The following is a 16645-nucleotide window of genomic DNA, read 5'->3' as shown; positions in this document are numbered from 1 at the left end:
TAAAGTCTCGTGTTTGCGACTTTTTGCGCGTTGTCTCGCGTGGGCGAGCGCGAGGCGCCGTCCAGGGGGCCGCGACGGGGGCCCCCGAGGGGGCGACCGGTCCTTACTCTTGGCGCAGTTGTAGGCCGTTCGCCCGTTAGGGGGCGCCGTTTTGGCCGAAGGGCTCGCGAGCCCGGGCCCGCGCTAGACCGCATGGCGCCAGACGTGCCATGAAGCCGGGTTTGTTACGGGAAAGCTCCGACCGACCACATGCCTGACGCCGCCGTTCTGTCGATACGGAACGTCTCCAAGACCTTCGGCCAGCGCCGGGCCCTCGACGGGGTGTCGCTGGACGCCAGGAAGGGCGAGATGATCGCCCTGATCGGCCCTTCGGGATCGGGGAAATCCACCTTGCTGCGCTCGATCAGCGCGCTCCAGACGATCGACGCCGGTCCCGGCGAGATCGTGGCCTTCGACGGCCCGGTCCAGAAGGACGGCCGCATCGACTCCAACGTGCGCAAGACCCGCACGCGGATCGGCATGATCTTCCAGCAGTTCAACCTGGTGGGCCGGCTGTCGCTGTTCACCAACGTGGCGCTGGGCTCGCTGGGCCGCATCAGCTTCTGGCAGGCGGCGCTGGGCCTCTGGCCCGCCGAGACCAAGCAGGCGGCGATGGCGGCCCTGCACCGCTTCGGCGTCTCGGACTACGCCACCCAGCGCGCCAACACGCTGTCGGGCGGCCAGCAGCAGCGGGGCGCGATCGCCCGCGCGCTGGTCCAGAAGGCCAAGATCATCCTGGCCGACGAGCCCGTCGCCTCGCTCGACCCCGTCTCGGCCCGCCGGGTGATGGAGATCCTGCGCGAGCTGAACAAGAATGACGGCCTCACGGTCCTCGTCACACTCCACCAGGTTGACTACGCCCTGCGCTATTGCGACCGCGTGGTGGCGCTGAAGGCCGGCAAGGTCGTCTACGACGGCCCCTCCGATGGCCTGAAGCGCGAACAACTCATCGACATCTACGGCCCCGAATTCGAGGACGTCTTCTGGGAAGGAGCGCCCACATGATCCGCCGCACCCTCATCCTCACCCTCTCCGCGGCCGCGCTGGCGCTCAGCGCCTGCGGCAGGCCCCAGGAGAAGGCCGCCGACACCGGCGCGCCCACCGAACTGACTTTCTCGATCCTGTCGGCCGAGAACCAAGCGTCGATGGAGCCGCTGTGGACGCCGCTGCTCACCGATCTGTCGGAGTCGATCGGCGTGAAGGTGAAGCCCTACTTCGCCACCAACTACACCAGCCTGGTCGAGGCGATGCGCTTCAAGCAGGTGCACATGGGCTGGTTCTCGGCCTCGCCTGCGTTGCAGGCGGTGCGTCGGGCCGACGCCGAAGTGCTGGGCCGCGTGGTCGATGCCGGCGGCGAGGCCACCTACAAGTCGGTGATCATCGTCAAGAAGGGCAGCGGGATCACGCTCGACAAGGTCCTGTCCTGCGACAAGACCCTGAACTTCGGCCTTGGCGACACCCAGTCCACCTCGGGCACGCTGGCGCCGATGACCTACCTGTTCACGCCGCGCGACATCGAGCCGGCCAAGTGCTTCAAGTCGGTGCGCTCGGCCAGTCACCAGGCCAACGCCTTCTCGGTGGCCAACGGCGTTCTGGACGTGGCGACCAACAATTCGGTCGGCCTGCTGTTCTTCGCCCGCCAGAGCCCCGAGCTGGCCGCCAAGGTCGAGACGATCTGGGAGAGCCCGCCGCTGCCGGAGTCGTCGATCGTCGTGCGCCGCGACCTGGACCCGGCGCTGAAGGAGAAGATCCGCCAGTTCTTCCTGACCTACGGCACGGGCACGGACGAGAAGGCCGCCCGCCAGCGCGAGGTCCTGAAGGGCCTGGCCTATGGCGGCTTCAAGCCGGCCGACAACAGCTACCTGGATCCGGTGCGCGAGATGGAGGCCGGCGAAGCGCTGGCCGCCGCCAAGCGCTCGGGCGACGCCGGCCGCATCGCCAAGGCCCAGGCCGAGTTCGACAAGATCCGCGCCGAAGCCGCCCAGAAGCGCGCCATCGAGCCCGCCGCCGCCCAATGACCGCGACGACGAGTCCCGCCGGCGCGGTTCCGCCGCCGCCACAGAAGACGCTGGCCCAGAAGGTCCCGGATCTCCTGATCTGGGGCGTGCTGGTCGCTCTGCTGCTGATCGCGTTCGGCCCGGCCGAGCTCTACAAGCTGCCGCTGCTGTTCTCGAACTCGTCCAACATGCAGGAGCTGGGACGCGGGTTCGTCACCCCCGACTTTACCAACTGGCAGCTCTACGTCTCCAAGATGTGGCAGACGATCCAGATGGCGATCTGGGGCACGTTCCTGGCGATCCTGACGGCGATCCCGCTGGGCCTGCTCGCCTCGCGCAACATCACGCCGTGGTTCATCCAGTGGCCCATCCGCCGCGCGCTCGACATCGTCCGATCGATCCCGGATCTGGTCATCGGCATGATCTTCCTGGTGGCCGTGGGGCCGGGGCCGCTGGCCGGCGTGATGGCGCTGGCGATCGGCACCTCGGGCGTGCTCGCGAAGCTGTTCTCGGAAGCCACCGAGTCCATCGATCGCGGCCCCGTCGAGGGCGTGCGCGCCACCGGCGGCGCCAAGCTGCATGAGATCGTCTGGGGCGTGATCCCCCAGGTGGCGCCGCTGTGGACCAGCTATGCGCTGTACCGGTTCGAATCCAACAGCCGCAGCGCCACGGTGCTGGGCCTGATCGGCGCGGGCGGCATCGGCCAGGTGCTGTACGAGAGCATGAACAGCTTCAGCTATTCCGAGACGGGCGCCATCGTGATCGTGATCATCGTGGCGGTGGTCGGCATCGACATGCTGAGTCAGGCGATCCGCGGGCGGCTTCTCTAGCCTTCCCTCCCTCCGAGGAGGGTGGACGAGGCGGAGCCGAGGCCGGGCGGGGGCGTGTTGATCCTCCCTGACCTCTGCATTCCGGCCCACACTTCCCCACCCTGATCGCTCCGCGATCTGTCCCTCCCCGACGGGGAGGGATGGGGCTCAGCTCTTGAACTTCGCCAGCAGTTCCCGCAACTCGGGCTCGTCGACCAGGCTCGCGGCCTCGGCGGGCGACGACCACAGGCGGTCGCGCTCGGCCATCTCGGGCCAGATGTCGCGGGCCTCGGTGACCTTGAGCGGGAACACCATCACCCGCACGTGCTGCAGCCGGCCCGAGGCCAGGCGCTTGTCGTAATGATAGACGCCCAGCTGCTTGTGGCGCGGCTCGCCCAGCACGCCGGCCTCTTCGTAGGCTTCCTGGGCCGCGGCGTGCTCCGGCGCCATGTCCTTCATCGGCCAGCCCTTGGGGATCACCCAGCGGCGGCTCTCGCGCGACGTGATGAGCAGGATCTCGACGGCGCCGTCCGCGCCCTTGCGCCAGGGCAGGGCGGCGTACTGGGTGCGCGGCTCCCGATCGGGCTCGGGCCGCAACCTGTCCGTCTTCTTGCCCATCGGCTGGCTTCGACGCTCCTGCGCCGCTCGAACGTCCGTCGAGCCTGGAGCCGGGCGATTTACGCGGGGTTGCGGCCCGCGCCAATCCCGGATGTCACAAAAGCGTCATAGAGCGGCGCGGTCAGCCGGCGTCCTGCCCGCGCCGGCGCACCCGGGCCAGCCGCCGCAGGCGCCGCCAGAACCGCGTCTTCTCGGGCTCGGGATAGGGCTGCAAGTTCTTCACAAAATCCTCGGCGCAGGCCCGCCACGAGAACTTCTCGGCGAAGGCGCGCACCCGCTTGCGGTCAAGCTCCAGGCACTGGAGGCAGGCCTCGCGCAGGCCCTCGGTGGCGGTCAGCGCCAGGACGCCCGCGGCCGAGCCCGGGATCAGGTCGATCGGCCCCGGCGCCGGATAGGCCGCGACCGGCGTGCCGGCCGCCATGGCCTCCAGGATCACCAGCCCGAAGGTGTCGGTCAGCGACGGGAACACGAAGACGTCGGCGCAGGCGTAGTGGTCGGCCAGCTCCTTGCCCGACTTCGGCCCCTTGAAGACCACGTCCGGGTACTTCTCCTTCAGCTCCTCCAGCTGCGGTCCGGGCCCCACGACCACCTTCGTGCCGGGCAGGTCCAGGGCGACGAAGGCCTCGATGTTCTTCTCCACGGCCACGCGGCCCACGTAGAGGAAGATCGGCCGGGGCAGGTCGGCGAAGATGTCGGGCTCGCCCTCCGCCCGGGGTCGGAAGATCTCGGTGTCGACCCCGCGCGACCAGGCCGAGATGTTGCGGAAGCCGTGGTTCGACAGCTCCTCGCGCATGGTGGGGGTGGCGACCATCAACCGGCCCGACGGCTTGTGGAACCACTTCATGTACGCATAGCCGGCGGCCAGCGGCAGGGGCAGGCGGGCCGAGACGTATTCCGGGAAGCGGGTGTGGTAGCTGGTCGTGAACGGCAGCTTCCACTCCACGCAGATGCGCCGCGCCGCCAGGCCGATCGGGCCTTCGGTCGCGATGTGGATGGCCTCGGGCTCGAACGCCTTGAACCGCTCCTGCACTGGCTCGTAGACGCCGATGGCGACCTTGATCTCGGCGTAGGTGGGCAGCGGGAAGGTCTTGAACTGGCCGGGGTGGATCACCTCCACCGTGTGGCCCATGCCCTGGAGCTCGCTGACCACGCGGGTGAGCGTGCGGACCACGCCGTTGACCTGCGGCTCCCAGGCGTCGGTGGCCACCAGGATGCGCATGGGCCGCAGGGCGTCGCGCGGCGCTGTGATCGCCTCACGCAGGCGGCGGTCCGACCGCACCGGCTTGGGCTTGTCGGGCTGGCGGATGGCTTCGTTCTGCAGGAAGGCCCAGAAGGCCCCCAGCAGCGCTTCCTTGGTGGGGAAGTGGCGATAGACCGTCCGCTCGCCCACGCCCGCATCGCGCGCGATCTCGGCGAAGTTCAGGTCTTCCAGGCTGCGGGTTTCCAGCTGGCGGCCCACGGCGCGCAGGATCTGCTCGCGGGTCTCCTCCCGCTGGCGGTCGCGCAGGTTCGGCAGGGGGGCTTTCATGACAGTGGCACTGTCATGAGTTCGAGCGGTAAGTCAACGCTGAGCGCCGTTCGCCCAAACTGGCGCTAAGGGCCGCACCTGGCGCCCAATCCGCGCACAAAGAGCCACTCCGGCGCATCCGGCCCTGCCTGCGGCGACGTAGGGTCTGGCATGACACGCCCTCATATTGCTAGGGGCGTAGCGTGAGCAGGCCCTCCCCAGGTCGCTGAAAATTGGGTCCGATGGACGCCAGAACCTATTCCATGCGGGCGACGCCCAAGTCGCAGAGAACGCGCGCGCGCATTCTCGACGCGGCGATGCGTCTGTTCGCCGAGATCGGCTACCACGCCGCCTCCAACGCGGTGATCGCCGACGCCGCGCAGCTGACCCGTGGCGCGATGCTCTATCACTTCGCCACCCGCGAGGAGCTGGTCGAGGCGGCGGTGGCCCACATCGACCTCGCCCGCGCGCGCCTGTTCGAACAGGCCGCCACAGCCCCGGCGCCGCCCGGCGTCGACGCCGCCGAGCAGGCGATCGATTCATACTGGGCCCTGCTGCACGAGCTGCCGTTCCGCGCCTTCGCCGAGCTGGAGGCCGCCGCGCGCACCGATCCGATGCTGGCCGAGCGGCTGGCAGGCGCCCAGAGCGCCTTCGACCACGCCCAGCTGGGCGGCGACCGCGTGGGCGCCCTGGTCTCCGCCGGGGACGATCCCCGCTCGCAGACCAGCCGCGACCTGGGCCGCTTCCTGCTGGAAGGCCTGGCCAAGGGCTCGATGACCTACGACGAGACCGCCCGGCGCGAACGCCTGCTGCAGGTGGTGAAACGCGCCGTCCGCATGCTGAACCGCAAGGGCGACCTCCACGACCTCTGGGGGGATTGAATTCACCTCCCGCCGCTTCGCGGCGGAGGCTAGCCCGCCAGCACGTCCTTGGGGTCGGCCTCGTTGGCCAGGGGTTCGCCCGTCACGAAGCGGGCGAGGTTCTCCAGGAACAGCGCGTCGTTGCGGGCCGCGTTGCCGGTGCTCATGCCCGATGAGTGCGGGGTCAGGGTGACCCGCGGGTGGTCCCAGAACGGGCCGTCGGCGGGCTGGGGCTCGGCCTCGAAGACGTCCAGGACGGCATGCTCAGGCGCGCCCTTGTCCAGGGCCGCCAGCAACGCCGGTTCGTCCACCAGGCCGCCGCGGCCGACGTTCACGAAGATCGCGCCCGGCTTCATGGCGCCGAAGAAGGCGGCGTCGGCCATGTGGCGGGTCTCTGCGGTCAGCGGGCAGGCCAGCACCACCACGTCGGTCTGCGGCAGGATCGAGATCAGGTCGGCCGGTGGGATGATCTGGTCGGCTGAGGCGTCGGCGGCGGGATTGCGGCGGACGCCGGTGATGTGAGCCCCGAACGCGCGGGCCCGGTCAGCCACGCCCCTGCCGATGGCGCCGAAGCCGACGATGGCCCAGCGCGAGCCCGAGATTTCGCGGAACGGATAGCGCTCCCACTTATGCGCGGCCTGGGCGGCGCGGCGCCTGGCTCCGCCCTGCAGCGCGTCGAGCACGCCCCAGAGGACATAGTCGGCCATGCCCACCGCCTGGCCGTGGCTGGTGGTGAGCCGGGCGCCCTTCTGGACGATCTGCTGGAAGACCGGATTGTCGAAGCCCGCCGCCCCGCTCTGCGCCCATTTCAGGCTGGGCGACTTCAGCATCGTCACCATGAAGGTGCGTGCTTCCGGGACGAAGAAGACATCGCCGTTGATCCAGGCCGCGTCGGCGTCGATCTGATCCGGGGGAAGGATGCGGCCGTTGGAGACTGTGGTTCCGCCGGGGCCCATCACCAGGGGTTCGACGCCGGGGATCGCGTCGATCTGCGCCTGCAGCCGGCGGTACGACGTTTCGAAGATCAGCAGGCGCATCGATCTCTCCGGCCACGGTCCTGGCGCTGCGGCGCCGCTAAAGCAGAACCGCAGAGATCGCAGAGATGCGCAGAGGGATCGAGCGATCCGTCATCTCTGCGTGTCTCCGCGCTCTCTGCGGTTTGTCCGAGAGCGCCTGCGGCGCGCGAGGGCGCCGCAGGATATATCAGCGTCCGCCGCCGGGCTTGGCCGCGGGGGCCGCGCTGGTGGTGGCGGCCGGGGCCGACGGCATCGGATGGCCCGAAGCCTGCTGGCGCATCCGCTGGCGCATGACCTGCAGCGCCGCCATCAGTTCGTTGTTCTCGACGCCGCCCGACTTGTCCTGGTCCATCTGAGCGTAGAAGGGCTTCAGGCGGTCGCCCAGTTCACCCTTGAACTCGGCCTGCTGGATCTTGCCGTCGAGGTTGTCGTCGAACATGCCGAACAGGCGGTTCTGGTCCATCAGCTCGTCGTAGTTGGTGAGCTTGGTCGCCGTCTCGTCCACCCAGCGGTAGCGGATCGCCGTGTAGAACATCTCTTCCCAGGACTGGTCGCCCCAGACGATGGTCTTGCTCGGATCCGGGTTGGCCGGGTTCTGCTTGGAGTTGTCGTACCAGTAGTTGGCGATCAGCTTCGAGCCTGCGGGAACCTTCAGCGGCTCGGCGAAGGTGTATTCGCGCTGCCAGTTGAAGTCGTAGCGCGGCATCGCCAGCACCTGCTTCTTCGAGCCGTCCGGATACTGGATCCAGAGGTCCGAGGCATAGCCGCGGTAGTGAGCGTGCGGGAACGCCGAGTACAGCAGCATTTCCTTCGGCACGTCGAGCGAGGCCGTCTCCTTGTGGCGCGCCTCGCCGGCAGGGATGCGGATCGAGTTGTCCACGATCACCGAGTTGCGCATCACCAGGCCGGGCTTCTCGTTGTCCTTGTAGAAGTAGAGGCCCAGGTACGACTTGTCGGTCACTTCCTTGCCGAAGGGGGTGTAGTGAGCCTGGAAGCCCACGGCGCCGCCCGGCGGGAGGTAGGTGCCGATGTTGGAGGGCCACAGCGTGGCCTCGGCGCCGACCGCGTAGCCGCCCATCGAGGCGCCCCAGCGGCTCTCGTTGCCCTTGCCGTCCTTCGGCATCTCCTTGAGGTAGCCGGTCAGGAAGTGGTGCACCGCCTGACGCTCGCCCACCTTGTAGGCCGAGGCCTTGACCCACTTGCCTTCGGTGAGCGGATTGGCCACCGCGGGGCGCTGATAGTCGACCACGCCCGACGCCGGGATGGTGTAGGCCGGAATCTCGAGAATCAGGTCCGGCTTGCCCATCGGCCACTCGGCCAGGGCGGGCCGCTTCTTGGCCAGCGGATCGGGGCCCGCGCCGCGCTCGGCGCCCTGCTCAACCCAGCGGACGATCGTCTTGATCTCGGACGGGGTGAGGCTCTTGTCGTCCTGCCACTTGCCGATGTGGGCGTCGACGTTCCAGGGCGGCATGCGGTCGGTGCGGATGACCTCGCGGATCATCGGCGAGAAGCCCTTGACCTTCTCGTAGCTGGTCATCGCGAAGGGGCCGATGCCGCCCTCGATGTGACAGGCCACGCACTTGGCTTCCAGGATCGGCGCGACGTCCTTGGCGTAGGAAATCTTGGCCACCTTGCCGCGGTCGGGGAAGTCGATCAGGCAGCCCGGGCTTGGCTTGCCGGCGGCCATGGCCTGGCGGCCGGCCAGCGTCGCCTCGATGGCGTCGGCGGTCCAGGTATGGCTCGCCACGGCCTTTTGCGCGCCGTAGTCCAGCCGATCGTCCAGCGGGCCGCGATAGACGACCTTCCAGGTCTTCGGATCGATCACGAAGAACTCGGCCGTGCGCGTGACGCCCAGCTGCTCGCCGACCAGCTGGTTCTTGTCCATCAGGATCGGCAGGTCGTAGCCGTACTCGGCGGCCTCCTTGGCCACCTCCTCGGCGCTGTCCTGCAGGTTCGAGTTGAGCATCATGAACTTGACGCCCATGGGCTCGTACTTGGCGCGCAGCTCCTTCACCTTGGGCGCCAGGTTGCGCACGATCGGGCAGCCGTTGCCGTGGGTGATCAGCACGACGGCCTTGGCGTCGCCCGCCTCGCGATACAGCTCGTGACCCATGTAGTTCTGGTCGGCGAGCATGAAGTTGTCGATCTGCAACGGCATCGCCGTCGCGGCGCCCTCGGACGTCGAGGTCGGGGTCGCGGCGGAGAGCGCGTTGGGCGCCGAGCTGTCGCTGGCGCAGCCGGCCAGCAGGGCGGTCGCGGCCGCCGTGGCCAGGGCGGAAAGGCGCACCTGCATCATTCCATAGTCCTCCCAAGGGCCGCGGCGGAGGTTCATGCCCCGTCCGGGTCCAACCCTAGAATTGCGTGTTACTCGAAAACATAATCCAGCAGACCGACGTTGCATCATTATTTCTAATCAATGTTCAGATGCAGATTGACGGGTGTGTCATCTTCGCGACAGGCGTGTGGCTGCGTCTGCCCGGCGAGCCGTATCCCCCTACCTTTGAACGTCATGGCCGGCCTTGTGCCGGCCACCCAGAAGCACCGCCGTTCGGAGGTTCGCAGCGGCGCCTCCGCCGATAGCCTTTAAGCGCCCGCGTATCTGGGTGGCCGGGACAAGCCCGGCCATGACGTTCAGAGAGTTGGAGTTGGAAGGTCTGCTACCGCGCCGCCTCGGCCGCGATCCAGGCGTCGATGCGGGCGTCCAGCATGGACATCGGCAGGGGGCCGGCCAGCAGGACGGCGTCGTGGAACTTCCGGATGTCGAAGCGCTCGCCCAGCCGGGCCCGGGCGCGCGCCTTCAGCTCCAGGAACTTGAGCTCGCCGATCTTGTAGGCCAGCGCCTGGCCGGGCCAGGAGATGTAGCGGTCGACCTCGACGGTGATGTTGAGCGGGGCCAGCGCGGTGTTCTCCAGGAAGCAGGCCTCGGCCTGTTTCCTGTCCCAGCCCTTCCAGTGGATGCCGGTGTCGGCCACCAGCCGGCAGGCGCGCCACATCTCGTAGCTGAGCTGGCCGAAGCGCTCGTAGGCGTCGCGGTAGATGCCCATGTCGCCGGCCATCTTCTCGGAATAGAGGCCCCAGCCCTCGACGAAGGCGGTGACCCCGCCCTCGCGCCGGAACATCGGCACGTCCTTAAGCTCCTGGGCCAGGGCGATCTGCAGATGGTGGCCGGGGACGGCCTCGTGGGCGGTAAGGGCCGGCAGCTCGTAGAGCGGCCGCTGGTCCAGCGCATAAGTGTTGACCATGTAGCCGCCGGCGACGCCCTGGTCAGGGCTGCCCTGGAAGTAGCGGCCGGTGGTGTAGGCCGCCTCGATCTCGGGGGGCACGGGCCGCACGCCGTAGGTGAGGCGGGGCAGGGTCCCGTAGTAGCCGGGCAACTTGTCGTCGATCCGCTTGGCGATCTCGGAGGCCTTCTCCAGCAGCTCCTGGCGGCTCTTGGCGTAGAACTTCGGGTCCTTGCGCAGCATGGCGATGAAGGCCGGGAGGTCGCCTGTGAACCCCGTTTCCTTCATGACCGACAGCATCTCGGCGCGGATGCGGGCCACCTCGGATTCGCCCAGGGCGAAGACCTCGTCGGGCGTCTTGTCGGTGGTCGTGAAGTCCTTCACGGCGAAGCGGTAGAAGGCTTCGCCGCCCGGGGTGACGCGGACGCCCAGGCCCTTGCGGGCGGCCGGCGCATACTCGGTCTCGATGAAGGTCGCGAACTCGCGCTGGACGGGGCGGATCCTGTCTCGGACGACCGCCTCTGCACGCGCGGCCAGCGCCGCCCAGCGGTCGGCGGCGACGCCGTCGGGCCGGGCGCGGAACGGCCGCAGCAGCGGGTCGCCCTCGATCGGCGCGGCCGCCGCGGCCTTGGCGCGGGCCATGATGATGTCGATGGTGGGCCTGGGCTGGGTGAAGCCGGTCCTGATGCCGCGCCGGGCGTTGGCGACGTTGTCGCGATAGTAGCCGGGCAGCGCCTCCAGCCGGGCGATCCAGGCTTCGGCGTCGGCGATCCCCCGCATCGGCGTGGTCGAGGCCACATAGTTCAGCAGATCCTCGAAGCCGCCGTCCGACGAAACCGGCATGCGGGCGGTGTCGAACTGGATCTGCCCCACCCGGCTCTCCAGCTCCCAGGCCATGTAGCCGCGATTCAGCGCGGCGCTGTCCGACAGCCCCTGCGCCGGGATCGCCGCCAGCCGCGCCTGGAACGCCTTCAGCGCCGCCAGCCGGCGCGCATCGGCGGCGGGAGTCACCTCGGGCAGCTTCGACAGCGCGGCGCGGTCGCCCTGCCGACCGGCCGTGATCGGGTCCTCGGCCAGCAGCCAGGCGTCATAATCCGAGGCCAGTTTCGAGATCGCGGCATCGTCGGCCAGCGCCGGCCCGGCGGCCATCACGAACACGGCGGCGGCGAACAGGTGGCGGCGCATACGTTTTCTCCCCGAAAGGCGGCCAAGCTGGCGCGTGTTCGCCCGCGCGACAAGCGTTTCAGGGCAAGGCTTGGCAGCCCCGTCAAGCTCAGCGCAAATGACGCCTCAGGAACCGGCGAACCCAGGCAAGAGGGGCCGGAGAGGGGATGCACATGAGTTTCATCACGCGCCGCAAGCCGCTCGAGCTGGCGGCGCCCGCCCATGGCGGCGGGCTGAAGGCCACGCTGGGCTGGCCGCACCTGATGGCGCTGGGCGTCGGCGCCATCATCGGCACCGGCATCTACACGCTGACCGGCGTGGCGGCGGGGCTGGCGGGCCCGGCGGTGATCCTGTCGTTCGCGGTCGCGGGCGTCATCTGCGCCGGCGCGGCCCTCTGCTACGCCGAGATGGCCAGCCTGACCCCCCAGGCCGGCAGCGCCTACACCTACTCGTACGTCACCCTGGGCGAGACCCTGGCGTGGATCGTCGGCGTCGGCCTGATCCTGGAATACACCCTGGTCTGCAGCGCCGTGGCCGTGGGCTGGTCAGGCTACGCCTCGGGCCTGCTGCGCGGCGCCGGCGTGCCCGAGCTGCTGCTGAACGGCGGGGCGATCGACGTGCCGGCGATCTTCATCGCGCTGGTGGTCACCGGCGTGCTGCTGCTGGGCACCCGCGAGAGCGCGACGGTCAACTTCATCCTGGTGTGCGTGAAGCTGGTGGCGCTGGCGGCCTTCGTGGCCTTCACGATCCCGCACTTCGATGCGGCCAACTTCCAGCCGTTCGCGCCGTTCGGCTTCGGCGCCCACGAGATCGACGGCAAGAAGTACGGAGTGATGGGCGCGGCGGCGATCATCTTCTTTGCCTTCTACGGCTTCGACGCCATCTCGACGGCGGCCGAGGAGGCCAAGAACCCCAAGCGCGACCTGACCATCGGCATCGTGGGCTCGATGGCGCTGTGCACCCTGATCTACATGGTGATCGCCGCCGCAGCCCTGGGCGTCGTGCCCTACGAGCCCTTCTCCAAGAGCCCCGAGCCGCTGGCCTACGCCCTGAAGCAGCTGGGCCAGCCCGGCCCCGCGGCGATCATCGCCGGCGCGGCGGTCGTGGCCATGCCGACGGTGATCATGGTCTTCATGTTCGGCCAGAGCCGGGTGTTCTTCGCCATGGCCCGCGACGGCCTGCTGCCGCAAGGCCTGGCCAAGGTGGACAGCCGCGGCGTGCCGACCATGGTGACCATCTTCACCGGCGTCGTGGCCGCCGTCTTCGCCGGGCTGGTGCCGCTGGACGAGATCGCCTCGCTGGCCAATGCGGGCACGCTGGTGGCCTTCATCGCCGTGGCCTTCGCGGTGATGGTGCTGCGCCGCCGTTCGCCCGAGCTGCCGCGCCCCTTCGTGACCCCGCTGGTCTGGGTGGTCGCGCCGCTGACCATCGCCGGCTGCATCTACCTGTTCGCCAGCCTGCAGACCCAGACGATGCTGTTCTTCCTGGGCGCCAACGTCTTGGGCGCGGTGGTGTACCTGCTCTACGGGCGGGTGAAGAGCCGGCTGGCCAGCCCGTCCTAGTTCGGAGATCTAGGTCGCGGCCCGCAGCTCGGCGACGATGTCGCCGAGCGCCTCTTTCCAGTGCCGGGGCGTGAAGCCGTACACCTGCTCCAGTCGCGACAGGTCCATGGTCGCCCGCAGCGGGCGCCGCGCGGGGGTCACGTAGTCCGCCGTCTTCTGGCCGCCCACCTCGGGCGCCTGGTCGCCCAGCGCCTGGGCGAAGATCTCGATGGCGAAGTCGCGCCAGGTCACCTCGCCGGAATTGGCGAAGTGCACCAGACCGAACAGGGGGGCGCCGGCCTTCGCAGCCGCCAGCTTCGGCGCGATCTGCAGGATGAAGCCCGCGAGGTCCGCGGCGGAGGTCGGCCGCCCCGACTGGTCATCGACCACCTTCAGCGGGTTCCCGGCGGCGGCCACCCGCAACATGGTCTTCACGAAGTTCTTGCCGTGGGGCGAGACCACCCAGGACGTTCGGATGCTGAGCGATCGCGGGTTCGCGGCGGCGACGGCGCCCTCGCCCTCCAGCTTGGTCCGGCCATAGGCGTTCAGCGGGTTGGTCGCCGCCGTCTCGGGGTAGGGCGCGCCGCCGTCGCCGTCGAAGACATAGTCGGTCGAGACATTGATCACCGCCGCGCCCACCTCGGCGGCGGCCGCGGCGATGGCGCCGGGCGTGACCGCGTTGATGGCGCGGGCCAGCTCCGTCTCGCTCTCGGCCAGGTCGACGGCGGTGTGCGCCGCGGCGATCACCACCACGTCGGGCCGGGCCTCGCGCACCTTCGCGGCGCAGGCGGCGGGATCGGACAGGTCGGCCTCGGCGCGGCTCAGCGCGGTCACCGAAACGTCGTGGCCGGGCGCCTGGCGCAACAGCTCCACGCCGAGTTGGCCGGTGGTTCCGAACTGCAGGATCTGGACGGTCATGCCGCTTCCATAACGCGAAACGATGACGCCTCAAGCCGGGCTGTGGCCGTGCGCCACGCTTGAACCGAAGGGCGGGCGGCCTTTAGAAGCGTCGGTACATAGGGGGAGCGGTCAGTTGAGCAGTCAGGCGGGAGCGGCGCGCGGACCGGGCATGGGCCCCGGCGGGCGCAAGATGCCCGACCTGACCACGGGGCCGATCGGCAAGACGCTGATCCTCTTCGCCCTGCCGGTGCTGGCCACCAACATCCTGCAATCGCTGAACGGCTCGGCCAACGCCATCTGGGTCAGCCACGTGCTGGGCGAGGCGGCGCTGACCGCCACGTCCAACGCCAATCAGATCATGTTCCTGATGCTGGGAGCCGTGTTCGGCCTGTCGATGGCGTCGAACATCATGATCGGCCAGGCGATGGGCGCCCGTGACGAGGCGACCGCCAAGCGGGTGATCGGCACCTCGACCGCCTTCTTCATCGTGGTGTCGCTGACCGTGGGGGCGCTGGGCGTCTACCTCACGCCCCACATCCTGGACGCCATGGGCACGCCGGCCGACGCGCGCCGCGACGCCATCGCCTACCTGCGGGTGATCTTCTCGGCGATGCCGTTCATGTACTTCTTCTCGTACGTGATGATGGCCCAGCGGGGCACGGGCGACAGCCGCACGCCGTTCTACTTCTCGCTGGTGATGGTGGGGATGGACGTCGTCCTGAACCCGCTGCTGATCACCGGCTTCGGCCCGTTCCCCGAGCTCGGGATCGCGGGCTCGGCCACCGCCACCCTCGTGTCGCAGACGATCACCCTCTTCGCGATGATCGTGCACCTCTACCGGAGGAAATCGATCCTGGTGCTGCGGCCGGGCGAGTTCCACCTGCTGATTCCCGACCTGACGATCATCAAGGGGCTGGTGCTCAAGGGCCTGCCCATGGGCTTCCAGATGATGGTCACCTCCCTGGCGGCCGTCACCATGATGAGCCTGGTCAACCAGCACGGCGTCCACACCTCCGCGGCCTACGGCGCGGCGGCCCAGCTGTGGACCTATGTCCAGATGCCGGCGATGGCGCTGGGGGCGGCGGTCTCGTCCATGGCGGCGCAGAACATCGGCGCGGGCAAGATGGACCGCGTCGAGCTGGTGGCCCGCTCGGGCGCGCTGTACGCGCTGCTGTTCACGGCCGTGCCGGTGGTGCTGATCTACCTGGCCGACCCGTGGGTGCTGCGGGCCTTCCTGCCGGCGACCAGCCCGTCGCTGCCGATCGCCATCCACATCAACTCGATCGTGCTGTGGGGCTTCATCCCCTTCGGCATCGCCTTCATTTTCTCCGGCGTCGTGCGCTCGACCGGCGCGGTGTGGCCGCCGTTGCTGGCGATGATCATCTCGCTGTGGGGCGTCCGCGTGCCGCTGGCCAACCTGCTCGAGCCCAGCCTGGGCGCCGAGGCGATCTGGATCGCCTTCCCGATCGGCTCGACCACGACGCTGCTGCTGGCCGGCAGCTACTATCTCTGGGGCGGCTGGCGGAAGGCGCGGATGCTGCCGACCACGCCCATGGCCACCGAAGAGCCCGACACCGGCTTCGGCCAGCCCATGATCGAGGAGGCCGAAGCGATGGCCGACGCCGCCTCACGCGCGCCGGCGAAGGAAGAGGCGAAGGGCTAGCCCCACTTCAGGGTCGTAGGGGAAACTACCCGTACGTCTCCATCAGGGCCGAGTACGTCAGCGTCCGTAGTTCGCGGCGGATCGGGTAGGTGGACGAGGGCAGCAGCTGGGTCATGAAGACCGCCGTCACCTGCTCGACCGGATCGACCCAGAAGGCCGTCGAGGCCGCGCCGCCCCAGTAGAACTCGCCGTAGCTGCAGGGGATCAGGGTCTGCGGCGGATCGAACACGGTGGCGAAGCCCAGGCCGAAGCCGACGCCGGCATTGGTGCTCTCCGAGAACAGCGAGCGCGACAGCTCGGTCAGGTCCTTCCCGCCGGGCAGGTGGTTGGACGCCATCAGCTCGATGGTCTTGGGCGCCAGGATGCGCGCGCCGTCCAGTTCGCCGCCATTCACCAGCATGGTGGCGAAGCGCATGTAGTCGGCCGCCGTACCCACCAGCCCGCCGCCGCCGGACAACAGCCTGGGCGGCGCGAGGTAGGGGCTCTTCTGGGCGTCGTCCTGCAGCTTCAGCTTGCCCCCCGGGCCGGCGTCGTAGCACGCGGCGAAACGGCTCCTCTGGTCGTCGCGGACGTGGAAGCCGGTGTCGACCATCTTCAGGGGATCGAAGATGCGTTCCTGCAGCGCCCGGTCCAACGGCTTGCCCGAGAGCTTCTGCACCAGATAGCCACAGACGTCGGTGGCCACCGAGTAGTTCCACGCCTCGCCCGGCGAGAACTCCAGCGGCAGCTTGGCCAGCATATCGATCATCGCTTCCAGGTCGTGCTCGCCGTGCATCGCCTCCAGCTTGAGCTTGCGATAGGCCGCGTCGACGTTGGTGCGGTTCTGGAAGCCGTAGGTCAGGCCCGACGTGTGGCGCAGCAGGTCGACCACCTGCATGGGCCGGCTGGGCGGCGTGGTCAGGTAGGGGCCCGTGCCGGCGGAGAAGACGCCCAGGTCCTTCCACTCGGGGATATGGCGCGCCACCGGGTCGTCCAGGGCGACAGCGCCTTCCTCGACCAGCTGCATCAGCGCCACCGAGGTGACCGGCTTGGTCATGGAATAGATGCGGTAGACCGTATCCTCGGCCAGCTTCACGCCCCGCTCGGGGTCCTGCTCGCCCAGGATCGTCTGGTGAACCACCTCGCCATTGCGGGCGAGCAGGAACTGGGCGCACGGCAGGCGGCCGGCGGCCACGTACTTCTCGTCCAGGAACCTGTCGATCCGCGCCAGGCGCTCCTTCGAGAAGCCGTGCTCTTTGGCTTTGCCCATACCGTTCCTCCCAAACTTCCCGCATTTGCCCTTGCGTTCCCCGCTGTCGCAAGCGTGACGA

The 16645-nt window shown here is 69.0% G+C and carries 13 protein-coding genes and 1 pseudogene; 6 read left to right on the top strand and 8 right to left on the bottom strand.

The window, feature by feature from the left end; all coding sequences use genetic code 11:
• The first annotated feature begins 249 nt into the window (after positions 1–249).
• Genes phnC through phnE form a run of 3 tightly spaced genes read left to right on the top strand, consistent with a single transcriptional unit; the run spans position 250 to position 2866 of the window.
• Positions 250–1044, top strand: a complete 795-nt coding sequence (gene phnC / locus EPN98_RS06230; protein ID WP_293361603.1) for a phosphonate ABC transporter ATP-binding protein — start codon at positions 250–252, stop codon at positions 1042–1044.
• The gene (phnD, locus tag EPN98_RS06225; RefSeq protein WP_293361601.1) at positions 1041–2057 is read left to right on the top strand and encodes a phosphate/phosphite/phosphonate ABC transporter substrate-binding protein; all 1017 of its coding nucleotides are present in this window, start codon (positions 1041–1043) and stop codon (positions 2055–2057) included. The genes phnC and phnD overlap by 4 nt, the downstream gene beginning before the upstream one ends.
• Positions 2054–2866, top strand: a complete 813-nt coding sequence (gene phnE / locus EPN98_RS06220) for a phosphonate ABC transporter, permease protein PhnE (RefSeq protein ID WP_293361599.1) — start codon at positions 2054–2056, stop codon at positions 2864–2866. Before phnD ends, phnE begins: the two co-directional genes overlap by 4 nt.
• A 147-nt stretch (positions 2867–3013) precedes the next feature.
• Here the strand turns inward: phnE and EPN98_RS06215 are convergent, their stop codons facing one another.
• The 3 genes and pseudogenes from EPN98_RS06215 to EPN98_RS06205 form a co-directional block, all read right to left on the bottom strand.
• Positions 3014–3463 carry an NUDIX hydrolase gene (locus tag EPN98_RS06215; protein WP_293361597.1) on the bottom strand — a complete coding sequence of 150 codons (450 nt, stop codon included), beginning with the start codon at positions 3461–3463 and terminating at the stop codon, positions 3014–3016.
• A gap of 121 nt (positions 3464–3584) precedes the next feature.
• Positions 3585–4682: a glycosyltransferase family 1 protein gene (locus EPN98_RS06210; RefSeq protein ID WP_293361721.1), complete on the bottom strand. Its 1098-nt coding sequence runs from the start codon at positions 4680–4682 to the stop codon at positions 3585–3587.
• 126 nt (positions 4683–4808) lie between these two features.
• Positions 4809–4991 (bottom strand): annotated as a pseudogene (locus tag EPN98_RS06205) (helix-turn-helix domain-containing protein); the annotation flags it as partial.
• Between the two features lie 221 nt (positions 4992–5212).
• Between EPN98_RS06205 and EPN98_RS06200 the strand changes: the two are divergent.
• Positions 5213–5851 (top strand): TetR/AcrR family transcriptional regulator, encoded by a 639-nt coding sequence (locus tag EPN98_RS06200; RefSeq protein ID WP_293361595.1) that lies wholly within the window; start codon positions 5213–5215, stop codon positions 5849–5851.
• Between the two features lie 29 nt (positions 5852–5880).
• Here EPN98_RS06200 and EPN98_RS06195 read toward each other — a convergent pair whose 3' ends face one another.
• The 3 genes from EPN98_RS06195 to EPN98_RS06185 form a co-directional block, all read right to left on the bottom strand.
• Positions 5881–6867 (bottom strand): D-2-hydroxyacid dehydrogenase, encoded by a 987-nt coding sequence (locus EPN98_RS06195; protein WP_293361593.1) that lies wholly within the window; start codon positions 6865–6867, stop codon positions 5881–5883.
• A 166-nt stretch (positions 6868–7033) separates the two neighbouring features.
• Positions 7034–9178, bottom strand: a complete 2145-nt coding sequence (locus tag EPN98_RS06190) for a redoxin family protein (RefSeq protein WP_293361591.1) — start codon at positions 9176–9178, stop codon at positions 7034–7036.
• A 325-nt stretch (positions 9179–9503) separates the two neighbouring features.
• Positions 9504–11252, bottom strand: a complete 1749-nt coding sequence (locus EPN98_RS06185) for a DUF885 family protein (RefSeq protein WP_293361589.1) — start codon at positions 11250–11252, stop codon at positions 9504–9506.
• Positions 11253–11404: 152 nt separating this feature from the next.
• Here EPN98_RS06185 and EPN98_RS06180 point away from each other — a divergent pair, with 152 nt between their 5' ends.
• Entirely contained in the window at positions 11405–12793 is a 1389-nt protein-coding gene (locus tag EPN98_RS06180) for an amino acid permease (RefSeq protein WP_293361588.1), read from the top strand.
• A 9-nt stretch (positions 12794–12802) separates the two neighbouring features.
• On the opposite strand, the gene rfbD is transcribed toward EPN98_RS06180, so the two are convergent.
• Entirely contained in the window at positions 12803–13690 is an 888-nt protein-coding gene (gene rfbD, locus EPN98_RS06175) for a dTDP-4-dehydrorhamnose reductase (RefSeq protein ID WP_293361586.1), read from the bottom strand.
• A gap of 115 nt (positions 13691–13805) precedes the next feature.
• Between rfbD and EPN98_RS06170 the strand changes: the two genes are divergently transcribed.
• Complete coding sequence (locus EPN98_RS06170) at positions 13806–15335, top strand: MATE family efflux transporter (protein ID WP_293361584.1); 1530 nt, start codon at positions 13806–13808, stop codon at positions 15333–15335.
• 25 nt (positions 15336–15360) lie between these two features.
• On the opposite strand, the gene EPN98_RS06165 is transcribed toward EPN98_RS06170, so the two are convergent.
• Positions 15361–16584, bottom strand: a complete 1224-nt coding sequence (locus EPN98_RS06165) for a serine hydrolase domain-containing protein (protein WP_293361582.1) — start codon at positions 16582–16584, stop codon at positions 15361–15363.
• Positions 16585–16645 lie beyond the last annotated feature (61 nt).

The sequence above is a fragment of the Phenylobacterium sp. genome, assembly GCF_004299445.1.
Classification (GTDB): domain Bacteria; phylum Pseudomonadota; class Alphaproteobacteria; order Caulobacterales; family Caulobacteraceae; genus Phenylobacterium.
This window is presented reverse-complemented; position numbering and strand designations above follow the sequence as displayed.

Excerpts from the sequence above, each read along its gene's own strand:
- phnC (WP_293361603.1), top strand. The coding sequence starts at position 250 with ATGCCTGACGCCGCCGTTCTGTCGATACGGAACGTCTCCAAGACCTTC.
- phnD (WP_293361601.1), top strand. The coding sequence starts at position 1,041 with ATGATCCGCCGCACCCTCATCCTCACCCTCTCCGCGGCCGCGCTGGCG.
- phnE (WP_293361599.1), top strand. The coding sequence starts at position 2,054 with ATGACCGCGACGACGAGTCCCGCCGGCGCGGTTCCGCCGCCGCCACAG.
- EPN98_RS06215 (WP_293361597.1), bottom strand. The coding sequence starts at position 3,463 with ATGGGCAAGAAGACGGACAGGTTGCGGCCCGAGCCCGATCGGGAGCCG.
- EPN98_RS06210 (WP_293361721.1), bottom strand. The coding sequence starts at position 4,682 with ATGCGCATCCTGGTGGCCACCGACGCCTGGGAGCCGCAGGTCAACGGC.
- EPN98_RS06200 (WP_293361595.1), top strand. The coding sequence starts at position 5,213 with ATGGACGCCAGAACCTATTCCATGCGGGCGACGCCCAAGTCGCAGAGA.
- EPN98_RS06195 (WP_293361593.1), bottom strand. The coding sequence starts at position 6,867 with ATGCGCCTGCTGATCTTCGAAACGTCGTACCGCCGGCTGCAGGCGCAG.
- EPN98_RS06190 (WP_293361591.1), bottom strand. The coding sequence starts at position 9,178 with ATGAACCTCCGCCGCGGCCCTTGGGAGGACTATGGAATGATGCAGGTG.
- EPN98_RS06185 (WP_293361589.1), bottom strand. The coding sequence starts at position 11,252 with ATGCGCCGCCACCTGTTCGCCGCCGCCGTGTTCGTGATGGCCGCCGGG.
- EPN98_RS06180 (WP_293361588.1), top strand. The coding sequence starts at position 11,405 with ATGAGTTTCATCACGCGCCGCAAGCCGCTCGAGCTGGCGGCGCCCGCC.
- rfbD (WP_293361586.1), bottom strand. The coding sequence starts at position 13,690 with ATGACCGTCCAGATCCTGCAGTTCGGAACCACCGGCCAACTCGGCGTG.
- EPN98_RS06165 (WP_293361582.1), bottom strand. The coding sequence starts at position 16,584 with ATGGGCAAAGCCAAAGAGCACGGCTTCTCGAAGGAGCGCCTGGCGCGG.